9 protein-coding genes, 8 tRNA genes and 1 rRNA gene (1 of these 18 running past the window's edge) are annotated in these 12,835 nt (G+C 47.9%); all 18 read left to right on the forward strand.

Annotated features, from left to right (window positions below; genetic code table 11):
- Positions 1 to 2,325: ribosomal RNA gene (locus KAI36_RS00780) — 23S ribosomal RNA — on the forward strand; it begins 602 nt to the left of the window's first position.
- A 128-nt stretch (positions 2,326 to 2,453) separates the two neighbouring features.
- Positions 2,454 to 2,545 (forward strand) — tRNA-Ser (locus KAI36_RS00785).
- Positions 2,546 to 2,576: 31 nt separating this feature from the next.
- Positions 2,577 to 2,653: transfer RNA gene (locus tag KAI36_RS00790), tRNA-Met, on the forward strand.
- 10 nt (positions 2,654 to 2,663) lie between these two features.
- A tRNA-Val gene (locus KAI36_RS00795) sits at positions 2,664 to 2,739 on the forward strand.
- 4 nt (positions 2,740 to 2,743) lie between these two features.
- Positions 2,744 to 2,819: transfer RNA gene (locus tag KAI36_RS00800), tRNA-Thr, on the forward strand.
- Positions 2,820 to 2,842: 23 nt separating this feature from the next.
- A tRNA-Asp gene (locus KAI36_RS00805) sits at positions 2,843 to 2,919 on the forward strand.
- Between the two features lie 78 nt (positions 2,920 to 2,997).
- A tRNA-Phe gene (locus tag KAI36_RS00810) sits at positions 2,998 to 3,070 on the forward strand.
- 9 nt (positions 3,071 to 3,079) lie between these two features.
- Positions 3,080 to 3,165 (forward strand) — tRNA-Tyr (locus KAI36_RS00815).
- 7 nt (positions 3,166 to 3,172) lie between these two features.
- Positions 3,173 to 3,245, forward strand: a tRNA-Lys gene (locus KAI36_RS00820).
- Positions 3,246 to 3,404: 159 nt separating this feature from the next.
- Positions 3,405 to 4,547 carry a PucR family transcriptional regulator gene (locus tag KAI36_RS00825; RefSeq protein WP_220026610.1) on the forward strand — a complete coding sequence of 381 codons (1,143 nt, stop codon included), beginning with the start codon at positions 3,405 to 3,407 and terminating at the stop codon, positions 4,545 to 4,547.
- Positions 4,548 to 4,650: 103 nt separating this feature from the next.
- The gene (locus KAI36_RS00830) at positions 4,651 to 5,775 is read left to right on the forward strand and encodes an ABC transporter ATP-binding protein (RefSeq protein ID WP_220026611.1); all 1,125 of its coding nucleotides are present in this window, start codon (positions 4,651 to 4,653) and stop codon (positions 5,773 to 5,775) included.
- 348 nt (positions 5,776 to 6,123) lie between these two features.
- Complete coding sequence (gene hprK, locus KAI36_RS00835; protein ID WP_013308232.1) at positions 6,124 to 7,062, forward strand: HPr(Ser) kinase/phosphatase; 939 nt, start codon at positions 6,124 to 6,126, stop codon at positions 7,060 to 7,062.
- Positions 7,063 to 7,105: 43 nt separating this feature from the next.
- Positions 7,106 to 8,161 (forward strand): prolipoprotein diacylglyceryl transferase, encoded by a 1,056-nt coding sequence (gene lgt / locus KAI36_RS00840; RefSeq protein ID WP_220026612.1) that lies wholly within the window; start codon positions 7,106 to 7,108, stop codon positions 8,159 to 8,161.
- Complete coding sequence (gene ppaX / locus KAI36_RS00845; RefSeq protein ID WP_220026613.1) at positions 8,158 to 8,811, forward strand: pyrophosphatase PpaX; 654 nt, start codon at positions 8,158 to 8,160, stop codon at positions 8,809 to 8,811. The genes lgt and ppaX overlap by 4 nt, the downstream gene beginning before the upstream one ends.
- Complete coding sequence (locus KAI36_RS00850) at positions 8,808 to 9,305, forward strand: acyltransferase (RefSeq protein WP_220026614.1); 498 nt, start codon at positions 8,808 to 8,810, stop codon at positions 9,303 to 9,305. Before ppaX ends, KAI36_RS00850 begins: the two co-directional genes overlap by 4 nt.
- Before the next feature lie 142 nt (positions 9,306 to 9,447).
- The gene (locus KAI36_RS00855; RefSeq protein ID WP_220026616.1) at positions 9,448 to 10,599 is read left to right on the forward strand and encodes an acyltransferase; all 1,152 of its coding nucleotides are present in this window, start codon (positions 9,448 to 9,450) and stop codon (positions 10,597 to 10,599) included.
- A gap of 337 nt (positions 10,600 to 10,936) precedes the next feature.
- Positions 10,937 to 12,142: an ATP phosphoribosyltransferase regulatory subunit gene (locus KAI36_RS00860; RefSeq protein WP_220026618.1), complete on the forward strand. Its 1,206-nt coding sequence runs from the start codon at positions 10,937 to 10,939 to the stop codon at positions 12,140 to 12,142.
- Positions 12,139 to 12,783, forward strand: a complete 645-nt coding sequence (gene hisG, locus KAI36_RS00865; protein ID WP_029519011.1) for an ATP phosphoribosyltransferase — start codon at positions 12,139 to 12,141, stop codon at positions 12,781 to 12,783. Before KAI36_RS00860 ends, hisG begins: the two co-directional genes overlap by 4 nt.
- Positions 12,784 to 12,835: the final 52 nt, after the last annotated feature.

The following is a 12,835-nucleotide window of genomic DNA, read 5'->3' on the forward strand; positions in this document are numbered from 1 at the left end:
TGGCGTGCCTTTTGTAGAATGAACCGGCGAGTTACGTTCCCGTGCAAGGTTAAGGTGAAGAGCTGAAGCCGCAGCGAAAGCGAGTCTGAATAGGGCGAATGAGTACGTGGACGTAGACCCGAAACCGGGTGATCTACCCCTGTCCAGGGTGAAGGTGCGGTAACACGCACTGGAGGCCCGAACCCACGCATGTTGAAAAATGCGGGGATGAGGTGGGGGTAGCGGAGAAATTCCAATCGAACCCGGAGATAGCTGGTTCTCCCCGAAATAGCTTTAGGGCTAGCCTCGGAAAAAAGAATCGTGGAGGTAGAGCACTGATTGGGTGCGGGGCCCGCAAGGGTTACCAAGCTCAGTCAAACTCCGAATGCCATAGATTTAGTTCCGGGAGTCAGACAGTGAGTGCTAAGATCCATTGTCGAAAGGGAAACAGCCCAGACCATCAGCTAAGGTCCCCAAGTGTGTGTTAAGTGGGAAAGGATGTGGAGTTGCACAGACAACCAGGATGTTGGCTTAGAAGCAGCCACCATTGAAAGAGTGCGTAATAGCTCACTGGTCGAGTGACTCTGCGCCGAAAATGTAACGGGGCTAAACACACCACCGAAGCTATGGCTTGATGCTTGCATCAGGGGTAGGGGAGCGTTGAATGCGGGTTGAAGGTGTACCGTAAGGAGCGCTGGACTGCATTCAAGTGAGAATGCCGGTATGAGTAACGAAAAGATCTGTGAGAATCAGATCCGCCGAAAGCCTAAGGGTTCCTGAGGAAGGTTCGTCCGCTCAGGGTAAGTCGGGACCTAAGGCGAGGCCGATAGGCGTAGTCGAAGGACAACAGGTCGAAATTCCTGTACCACCGTAATCCGTTATGAGCAATGGGGTGACGCAGTAGGGTAGTGACGCGGACTGATGGATGTCCGTCTAAGCAGTGAGGCTGGTGTGTAGGCAAATCCGCACATCGTAAGGCTGGGCTGTGATGGGGAGCGAAAATTGTAGTAGCGAAGGTCATAATCTCAGACTGCCAAGAAAAGCCTCTAGCCAGGAGAAGGTGCCCGTACCGCAAACCGACACAGGTAGGCGAGAAGAGAATTCTAAGGCGCGCGGAAGAACTCTCGTTAAGGAACTCGGCAAAATGACCCCGTAACTTCGGGAGAAGGGGTGCCTCGGTAGGGTGAATAGCCCGAGGGGGCCGCAGTGAAAAGGCCCAAGCGACTGTTTAGCAAAAACACAGGTCTGTGCGAAGCCGCAAGGCGAAGTATACGGGCTGACGCCTGCCCGGTGCTGGAAGGTTAAGGGGAGTGGTAAGCCCTTCGGGGCGAAGCTATGAACCGAAGCCCCAGTAAACGGCGGCCGTAACTATAACGGTCCTAAGGTAGCGAAATTCCTTGTCAGGTAAATTCTGACCCGCACGAATGGCGTAACGACTTGGGCGCTGTCTCAACGAGAGATCCGGTGAAATTTTAATACCTGTGAAGATGCAGGTTACCCGCGACAAGACGGAAAGACCCCATGGAGCTTTACTGCAGCTTGATATTGAATTTGGGTACGATCTGTACAGGATAGGTGGGAGCCGTTGAACTTTGAGCGCCAGCTTGAAGGGAGGCATCCTTGGGATACCACCCTGATCGTATCTAGGTTCTAACTTGGTACCGTGATCCGGTGCGAGGACAGTGTCAGGTGGGCAGTTTGACTGGGGCGGTCGCCTCCTAAAGAGTAACGGAGGCGCCCCAAGGTTCCCTCAGAATGGTTGGAAATCATTCGAAGAGTGCAAAGGCAGAAGGGAGCTTGACTGCGAGACCTACAAGTCGAGCAGGGACGAAAGTCGGGCTTAGTGATCCGGTGGTACCGCATGGAAGGGCCATCGCTCAACGGATAAAAGCTACCCTGGGGATAACAGGCTTATCTCCCCCAAGAGTCCACATCGACGGGGAGGTTTGGCACCTCGATGTCGGCTCATCGCATCCTGGGGCTGAAGTAGGTCCCAAGGGTTGGGCTGTTCGCCCATTAAAGCGGTACGCGAGCTGGGTTCAGAACGTCGTGAGACAGTTCGGTCCCTATCTGTCGTGGGCGTAGGAAATTTGAGAGGAGCTGTCCTTAGTACGAGAGGACCGGGATGGACGTACCGCTGGTGTACCAGTTGTTCCGCCAGGAGCACCGCTGGGTAGCTATGTACGGAAGGGATAAGCGCTGAAAGCATCTAAGCGTGAAGCCCCCCTCAAGATGAGATTTCCCAATTAGTAAGACCCCTTGAAGACGACGAGGTAGATAGGTTGGGGGTGGAAGTGCAGTAATGCATGGAGCTGACCAATACTAATCGGTCGAGGGCTTATCCTAAATAAAACGCAAATGAGTTTCGGATCCAGTTTTCAGGGTGTAACCTTGAAATTGCGCTTGATATTCCAAATCACTTTGGTGAGATACAGAATAACTTGCGGAGTTTTGCTAAGCGAGTCCATTTATATGGAGAGATACCCAAGTGGCTATAAGGGGACCCTCTGCTAAGGGGTTAGACTGCGAAAGTGGTGCGAGGGTTCGAATCCCTCTCTCTCCGCCATTTAGGACAAGCTAGCGAAATATTATGTTATGGCGGTGTAGCTCAGCTGGCTAGAGCGTACGGTTCATACCCGTGAGGTCGGGGGTTCGATCCCCTCCGCCGCTACCATACATACCCAGGAGGCTTAGCTCAGCTGGGAGAGCATCTGCCTTACAAGCAGAGGGTCGGGGGTTCGATCCCCTCAGCCTCCACCATTGTGCCGGTGTAGCTCAACTGGTAGAGCAACTGACTTGTAATCAGTAGGTTGGGGGTTCAAGTCCTCTCGCCGGCACCATTTTTGAATTTTGAAAAATCTAGGGAACTGTGGTGTAGAGGCCTAACATGCCTGCCTGTCACGCAGGAGATCGCGGGTTCGAATCCCGTCAGTTCCGCCATTTTTCAATTCAATAGTTTTTACGTACTAAAGTGGGAAGGGGTATCCCTCCGCACTTTATTTTTTTGTTAATGGGTATGGCTCGGTAGCTCAGTCGGTAGAGCAGAGGACTGAAAATCCTCGTGTCGGCGGTTCGATTCCGTCCCGAGCCACCTTTATATGGAGGATTAGCGAAGTGGCCAAACGCATCAGACTGTAAATCTGCTCCCTTACGGGTTCGGTGGTTCGAATCCATCATCCTCCACCAGTTTTACGAGCCATTAGCTCAGTTGGTAGAGCACCTGACTTTTAATCAGGGTGTCGAAGGTTCGAGTCCTTCATGGCTCATCAGAAGTCATCAACTATAGGTTGATGGCTTTTTTTGTATTGTTTTAAGTTATGTTTTTATATAGCTTTTTTATTTTACGGTATCGACAGGTTATAATGAGTTCATTATGTTCGCTTAGTGCTTATTCTATATTCTAAAAAAAGTGAAGTGGTGATCGCGTGACTCTGGATACAGAATGGATTCAGCAACAGCTTCAGAATATTATTCAAGCGCCTTTTACCATAGTGCCATGGTGCCCGGAAATGATGGCAGAAGGAGAGACAGCCGATTCAGTTATTCCGGATAGATCGTTTGTTCGTGACAACAAGTTATATTTTCCGTTTCGTGCGTCGGCAGGTGAACTGGCTGCCTTTGTGGTAGAGGCCAGATATTTGACGGATCGAGAACGTAAACTGGTTGAAGCGCTATTGGGGAACATGGAGCAGGTCTGGCAGAACGGTCCACAATTGTCGGACAACCCGATTTATAGCGAGGAAGAGCGGATGAATCGTTTTGGACAATGGCTTATACAGCAGGCTGCCAATCTAAGCAGGGAAGAAGAGGTTCCTGATGAATTGCAGCTTCGTGATTCGCTATCAGCGTGTATGGTTCCGATTTTACTGAATGGCGAGGGAACACAGGAGGGGGCTATTACTTATACGCAGCTCCATCGATTGTTCGCGAGCTATTTTGGAGGGGATGTGCTGCTTGCTCCATTGGACGAACAGTCTTGGCTGATTATGGCTAAAAAGGAGCTTTTATTAGGAGCGGACGATGAACGGGATAAAGACACTGAGTCCAGGGATGCAGATTTTACGGAATCGCTGGAGGAGGTTCTTACAGCTTTTAGCTTGGGCCTATATGAGCTTATTGCGAATGAGTGGGTGGGTGTATTCCATTTGGCGGTTTCTAAGCCTTCGATCCCTTTGCAAAGTCTTCCCCAAGAGCTGAATTTGTTATGGGAGACGATACATCTGGGCAAGATTTTTCATGTAACAGAGCACATCCACTTTTCATGGGAGCTTCATTTAGAAAGGCTATTAAACCGCATTCCCAAGGAACAACGCGTACTATTTTTAGAGCAGGTAATGAAATCATCTGTCATACTGGAAGACTCAGAAACGATGGCTACATTAGATATCTTTTTTCAATTGGATTGTAATGTGAGTGAGACAGCTAAGCGTCTGTATGTGCATCGAAATACGTTAATTTACCGTTTGGACAAGATCAAACAGGAGACCGGATTGGACGTGCGGACGTTTAATGATGCGGTTTTGGTCAAGCTCTATCTCCTATTGTACAAAGTGACAAAAAGGAAATAGCATTTTTGTGCAGTTTGCGAATAGCCACGCTACGTGGACTAGGGTAAGATACAAGTAAGAAATGTATTCGATTTCATAACTTGATCTTAGGGAGGCAAAAGCTATGGCTGGTGTACGTTTAGAGCATATTTTCAAAAAATATCCGGGTGCAGATAAAGCTACGGTTGTTGATGTCAATTTGGACATTCAAGATAAAGAGTTTCTCGTATTGGTTGGTCCTTCCGGTTGTGGTAAATCTACTACGCTCCGTATGATCGCTGGTCTGGAGGAAATTTCAGACGGTAAATTGTACATTGGAGATCGTGTTGTGAACGACGTGGCTCCAAAGGACCGCGATATCGCGATGGTATTCCAATCCTATGCCTTGTATCCGCATATGAATGTATACCAAAACATGGCTTTTGGTCTGAAGCTCCGTAAGGTGAAGAAAGAAGAAATTGACAAGCGTGTACGTGAAGCGGCTAAAATCCTTGATATTGAGCATCTGTTGGACCGCAAGCCGAAAGCGTTATCAGGTGGTCAACGCCAGCGTGTTGCCTTGGGACGTGCGATTGTGCGTGACCCGCAAGTGTTCTTGATGGATGAGCCACTGTCCAACTTGGATGCCAAGCTGCGTGGTCAGATGCGTGCGGAAATCACGAAGCTGGCTAAGCGTCTGGAAACGACCGTTATCTACGTAACCCATGACCAGGTCGAAGCCATGACGATGGGTGACCGGATTGTAGTTATGAAGGATGGTATTATCCAACAAGCTGCATCCCCAGATGAACTGTACAACCGTCCAGTGAATCTGTTCGTTGCTGGTTTTATCGGCTCTCCTACGATGAACTTTATCACAGGTCAGCTGGTTGAAAAAGAAGGTGCATTGCATTTTACTGCGCCGGGTCTGGATCTGTTCGTACCAGAAGGTAAAGGACAGATTTTAAAAGCGAAAGGCTATATCGGCAGAGATGTGATCTTGGGTATCCGTCCTGAGGATATTCATGAAGAGCCTGTATTCTTGGAGGCTTCTCCGAATACGATCTTTACATCCACTGTGGATGTAACGGAAAATCTCGGTCATGAAATGCTGTTGTACCTGAGCGGTGCCGGAAATGATACGATTATTGCCCGTGTAGACGGACGTTCCAATACTCGTGATGGTGTCAAAGCGAAATTGGCTGTTGATATGAACAAGGTTCATATTTTTGATAAGGAATCGGAATTGAGTATTCTGGTTGGCGAATAAAATTTGCCTCTGGAAGAGAGTCGCAGTTTTCCCCAAGCGGAGAACTGCGACTCTTTTTGTATATCGCATACGGCTACTAGCTTCGGCATTGCATTCATTGGAAAATTCCGATACGATGGGTACAATGGTACAGGTCTAGATGCAGGCCAGGTTCGTTGGCAAGGGTCCTAGATGGGATCAATCCAGCTTCGGAAGAGAGTTAGCCTGGAACCATAGTGTTAAATCAAGTGGAGTGTGGATTGGTGCAGTGCAGCATAGACTGGCGTTGGGCTGTATGGTTAATAGGGTAAAGCTACATAAATCAAATGACGTATAGAATCCGGTGTTGCAGATGAAGGGGAGAATACAATGGCTAAACAGGTAAAGGTATCCGAGCTTGTACAGCAGTTTCAAATGGAAGTTATTTCTGGTGAAAAAGGTCTGCGAAGACTGATCACAGTGGATGATTTGAATCGCCCAGGTCTGGAGATGGCCGGGTATTTTGAATATCATACACAGGAGCGGGTACAGCTTCTGGGAAGGTCTGAGTTGGCTTTTCTGGGGATGCTGCCTCCTGAGGAGCGACGGGATCGGATGGAGCGTCTGTGTACAGAGCTGACTCCATGCATTATTATCACACGTGGTCTGGAGGTACCGGCTGAGTTAGTGGAGGCGAGCGCAGAGCGAGATATTCCTGTACTGCGCACTAATATGGCGACGACGATTTTATCAAGCCGCATCACAGGCTTTCTCGAAAGAAAGCTGGCTCCTACGGCGACCATTCATGGTGTACTGTGTGACGTGTACGGTGTGGGAATGCTTATCACAGGAAGTAGCGGAATTGGTAAAAGTGAAACGGCACTGGAACTTGTTAAACGTGGACATCGCTTGGTAGCAGATGATGCGGTAGAAATTCGGCAAACGTCCGATTTTCAGCTGCATGGTACAGCACCTGAGCTGATACGTCACCTGTTGGAAATTCGTGGCGTGGGCATTATTAATGTGATGACGCTGTTTGGGGCCGGTGCAGTTCGTAATAACAAACGGATTACATTGGTTGTGCGTCTGGAGGCATGGCAGCAGGACAAGCAGTATGACCGTCTTGGTCTTGATGAGGAAACGACACGCATTATTGATACAGATGTTCCACTGGTTACGATCCCAGTTCGTCCGGGCCGAAACTTGGCTGTTATTATCGAGGTGGCGGCAATGAACTATCGTTTGAAACAAATGGGCGTTAATGCAGCTCTGCAATTTACCAACAAGCTGACTGCTACAATTTCTGAAGATATGGAAGAGATGGATTAAGATTTGTTCGTTTGCAAGGAAGAACGAGGAGTGAGAGAAACATATGTCAACGGCAACATTACTGCTGAATCCGATCGCTTTTTCAATCGGGGCAATCAAGGTCCACTGGTATGGGCTTATTTTGGGGCTGGCGGCGCTTGTGGGTTTATATCTCGCCATCCGTGAAGGAAAAAGATTCGGTATTCCGCAGGACTTTTTTATGGATATGCTGCTTCTGGGGGTTCCATCAGCTATTATTGGAGCGCGTATTTATTATGTAGCCTTCAAATGGGAAGACTACAGAGATAATTTATGGGATGTTTTTAAAATTTGGAATGGCGGTATTGCGATATACGGTGCCTTGATCGGGGCCATTATATGTGCGGTCATTTATTTCCGGTATAAAGGGTATAACTTCTGGCGTATTGCTGATATTTGTGCACCAGGCCTACTGATCGGTCAAGCGATTGGACGCTGGGGTAATTTTGTCAATCAGGAAGCCTACGGTGGACCGACGGAAGAGACTTTTTTGCGAAATCAACTCCATCTGCCGGACTTCATTGTGAATCAGATGAACGTTAACGGGGTGTTCCATCACCCTACATTTTTATATGAATCACTGTGGAGTATTGTAGGTGTGATTTTGCTGCTCGTCATTCGTCGTATGAAATTTATACGTGCAGGCGAAATGTTCGCGTTTTACTTCATTTGGTACTCGATTGGCCGTTTTTTCATCGAGCGTGTACGGACGGATAGTTTGGCTTTTCAGGGACCAGATTGGCTGGCTTCCTTTGTGAATGCTTTGTGGTCTCCTATGGTGTGGTTAGGGTTTGAACCAGGGCATCTGGACCCGAGTTACGGTAATGTACGGATCTCGCAATTGCTGCCTATTTTCATTGTGGTAGCTGCCGTGATTTTCATTTTGCTTCGTCGCCGGAAGGGCACATCTGTTGCTCGGTATAGCGATCCGATTATCTCCAGCAAAGCGGGGATTGATCAGGTACCTGACATGACGCCAGAACAGGTATCCCGTCCAGGACAGGACGCGGTTCCTCCAACAGCTACGGCGGATAAGCTACCTAAGGAAGACACGGACGAGGACAAGAAGGAGCATCTATGATAAATACGATTTTGTTTGATTTAGACGGCACCATCATGGATACGAATGAGTTGATTATCAGCACATTTCTACACATTTTGAATCATCCGGATGCTGATCCGCTGACGCGGGAGCATATTATTCCTCATATGGGTGGAACGCTGGACGATCAACTCCGTACTTTTTCGGGATTAACGGATGTATCTGGGTTAGTTAAGGACTACCGTGCTTATAATCAGATTCATCATGATCAAATGGTGAAGCCATTTCCATATGTCATTGAGGTTATTCAGGAGTTGCGTGCGAGAGGAATTAAGCTGGGGGTTGTGACAACAAAAATACGACCATCTACGATACGTGTACTTAATCTGTTCAATCTGACTTCCTCTATGGACTATATTGTGACGGTAGACGATGTGGAGCATCCAAAGCCACACGCTGAGCCAGTGCTTAAGGCCTTGGCAGGTTTGAATGCTGAAGCAGAACACACATTGATGGTCGGAGACAGTTCTTTTGATATTTTGTCAGCTCAGGCAGCAGGTGTGAAATCGGCGGGTGTAGCTTGGTCGCTCAAGGGCGAGGAAACTCTGCACAGATATGGGCCGGACTACATGTTGCATGATATGCGAGATTTGCTGAAGCTGGAGCTTCAAGGTGTCAATGTATCGTGAGAAAGGTGAACCGCTATCCTGTAGAAGGTCCCAATGCGTTGTGGCAGATTTATCGGACGGTGAGCCGCTGGAAAGGCATTAAGAACTTTATTTTTATACAGATTGCCCGGTATTGTCCTGTGCTTTCTCTGAAAAACGTCATTTACCGCAGAATGCTGGGGATGAAGGTGGGGCAACATGCGGCCTTCGGCCTGATGGTGATGGTGGATGTTTTTTTTCCGGAGCATATTACGATAGGGAACAATTCGGTCATTGGATATAACACGACGATACTGGCTCACGAATACCTCATAGAGGAGTATCGTATCGGTAAAGTGGTGATTGGGGATCATGTGTTGATCGGCGCCAACACAACCATTTTGCCGGGTGTGACCATCGGTGACGGAGCTATCGTAGCGGCCGGAGCCGTCGTGCATAAAGACGTGCCCGCAGGTGCATTTGTGGGTGGCAATCCGTTGCGTGATTTAAGACGCTCTGGTGTGGATGAGCAGTAAATAGCACAATAAGAAAGGCCCCTTATGTATTAAGGGGTCTTTCTTGCGTTGTTTTTCTGTATAATAAATGGGGTAATGATGTTAATTATGTTTAAAAATTGATAACAGACATATTTGCAAGGCGATATGGGAGCGTGTTGATTTGGTCAAAAAAGAACGTATACCAGAGCTTGATATTTACCGGGGAATATTAATTGCAGCCGTTGTTACCATTCATGCGACTTCAATGGCTTTAATTGATGCGCGTCATTCTCTATTGTTTTATCCTTTTTTATTTTTAAATGTGTTTAGTAGCTTTGCAGTGCCCGTATTTATTTTTGTGAGCGGGTTTGTTTTATTTTACAATTATGTCGATAGGCCGCTTCGTGGTAAGAAAATGCTTATATTTTTCCGAAAAAGACTGATGTTTATTGTGTTACCGTACGTTTTGTTTTCTCTTGTGTATTATTTGACCTTGGTAACACGCGGGTTGATGCCGCTCAGTGATCTTCCGCTCGTGCTGTTAACGGGAAAGGCGTACACGCATTTGTATTATGTCATCATCATCATCCAATTTTATTTGGTCTTTCCGCTGTTGCTGTGGGGAGTGCAGCGTTTACGCCATTCGATATCGAGTCCACGGAGAGCAGCCTTTGTCATTTTGATAGTAGGGTTAGTCATTCAATGGGGGTTTGTATTGCTGAACAAATACGTTTGGCAAGAGGAAAGAGGAAGTCTTGCGATTACGTATATCAGTTATTTTGCCTTGGGTGCAGCTGTAGCAATTGGATATGAAGGGTTTAAAAAGTGGCTTTTACCGGTGTCAGGTACGGCAATTAGTCGCAGTCAGTTGATCAGTTGGTGGGGCTTGTGGGTGGCTTGGCTACTCCTAGGTATAGCATATGTACAAATCTGGTTTGTAGCATATCGCAAAGCCATCTATGCAGACTCGCTGATCTATGAACTGCTCCATAATGCATATGCCCTCGTCTCTGCGCTGGTGCTGTTTCAGTTCTCGGTCTTATTATATCGTCATACTAACGATAGGCTGCGAATGTTAATCAGTTGGCTGGGGGCATGCTCATTCGGCATTTATTTACTTCACCCAGCGTTATTGCGGGTGTATCGCAAGTTGGATTTCCAAGGAACGCCGGTAGAATATATCTTCTCTGTTGCGGGTGGATGGTTGTTGGCGCTGTTTGGCTCATGGCTGATTGTGACGTTGTGTTTTCGATATGTACCATTTGCATGGATCGGTTTGGGCACGGTTCCGAAGTTTCCTTCCCGGAGTAAAGATAAACAGGTAAATAGCTAAATATTTTGATTTGGACTGTTAGCTTAAGGCTGGCAGTCTTTTTTTAGACTATAGAATTTACAAATTTTCAGCGGAGCTGAACAACTCTATATGCACAAAAATTACCGTAAGCGCGGTCTTGCTCCGGAGAATACGTTGATAGATGTTTTTCATATAGGATTCATGTATTTTGCATTGGATAAAATATAGAGAGGGGTAGCCACTTGGCGAATCCGTAAAAAAGGGCTGCGCCGTTCGGTTGACGTTCACAAGTAGGGCATGATAATATATCGAATATACTTTAGTTTGTTAGCACTTTACCATGATAAAGATATTGTGAAATCATGAGGTGATAGAGATGTCTAAGCCAAAAGGATTTGAGATCCCTGTAGGGGTTCGAGATTATCTTCCGCGTGCAGTGTCGAAGCTGCGGGCCATTGAACTGAATGTACTCGAATGCATGGAGCGTTGGGGTTACCGCCAGATTATGACGCCTACGATGGAATACTACGATACGGTGGGAGTGGCTAGTTCTACTTCCGATCGGAAGCTGTTTAAATTGCTCAATAACCGGGGAACCACATTGGTGCTGCGATCGGATATGACCGCTCCGATTGCACGGGTGGTATCTTCGTTGCTAAAGGAAGAGGAAGTACCGCTCCGACTTTCCTATCACGCAAATGTATTTCGGGCGATTGAGGAAGAAGCAGGAAGAGAAGCAGAGTTTTTTCAGACGGGTGTGGAGCTGGTGGGTGATGATTCGCCTGAGGCTGATGCAGAAGTTGTAGCATTGGCAATTGCATCATTACAGGCAGCAGGGGTGACCTCTTTTAAAATTGCCATGGGGCATGTAGGATTCCTGAACGGATTATTTGAGGAAATCATTCCCGGACGTCAGGCTGAACAACAAGCGCTAAAGGAACTGTTGCTCAGTCGTGATGTAGTGGGCTACCGAACAGCGATTGAAGCTTTGGGCTTGGCTCCCGAACATCGGGATAAGCTGGAAGCTATTCTTCGGTTGCGTGGTGGAAAAGAAATTTGTGACCAGGCTACCCGTCTTAGTGTGGAGCAGCAGACGATTCGATCCATTGCACATTTGTGCGAGGTGTGGGAAGTACTGGAGGCTTACGGCGTATCTGAGCATGTGTTAATCGACCTTACCATGATCGGAGATTTTTCATATTATACAGGAATGACTTTTGAGGGCTATGCGGCGGAGATTGGGTTCCCGGTATGCAACGGAGGCCGCTATGACAATCTGCTTCAGCAGTTTGGTCGATCCGTACCTGCAACGGGATTTGCATTGAAGACAAACCGGATCGTCGATGGTGTGGATGGTATCCAAATGGAGACGAAGCTTCCTGTACTTATCCGTTATGACGCACAGGGACGCCAAGAAGCGTTATCCGCAGCGGCACAGCTACGCGCAATAGGCCTTACTGTAGTGACAGGGCTCACGGGCGGAACGGAAGATCGACGTCGTGAGCAGCAGGGCCTGTACGCAGAGGTATACAGCTATACAGCCGAAGGAAGACAGCCAGTACAAAGGAGAGAATTGCCATGACGGAAACGTTGAAGGTAGCCATGCCAAAGGGACGGATTTATAAGCAGGCTTCCGAGCTGTTTCGCCAGGCGGGGGTTCCGATTCCACTGGATGTGGACGAAACGCGTAAGCTGGTCATTCCATTACCTGAGCTAGGCATGGAATTTATTATGGCGAAGCCCGTCGATGTTCCTACGTATGTGGAGTATGGGGCGGCGGACATCGGCATTGTGGGCAAGGATGTTTTGCTGGAAGAGAATAAGGATGTGTATGAACTGCTGGATCTCGGGATTGCTCGTTGCCGGATGTCGGTGATTGCTTTACCAGATTGGCAGCCAGGTATTCGTCAGCGGGTCGCTACCAAATATCCGAACGTGGCTTCCCAGTATTTTCGGGAGCAAGGCCAGCAGGTGGAGGTTATTAAGCTGAATGGCTCCATTGAGCTGGCGCCGTTAATTGGTCTGGCAGACCGTATTGTTGATATGGTGGAAACGGGGCAGACCTTGCGGGAGAATGGATTGGTCGAGCAGATCAGCATACTGGATATTACCAGTCGTCTGATTGCCAATCGGGTCAGCTACCGGATGAAAAACAGCTCGATTCAGGCATTGTGTGATCGATTGCATCAGGTGATTCCAAATGCGGTGGCACCCCGGGAATAAATGAACTAAAGGAATAAGCCAATGGTTAATGGGCATTCTGCAAGCTGCAAGT

The organism is Paenibacillus sp. S02 (assembly GCF_019454065.1).
In the GTDB taxonomy this organism is placed as follows: Bacteria; Bacillota; Bacilli; order Paenibacillales; family Paenibacillaceae; genus Paenibacillus; species Paenibacillus polymyxa_B.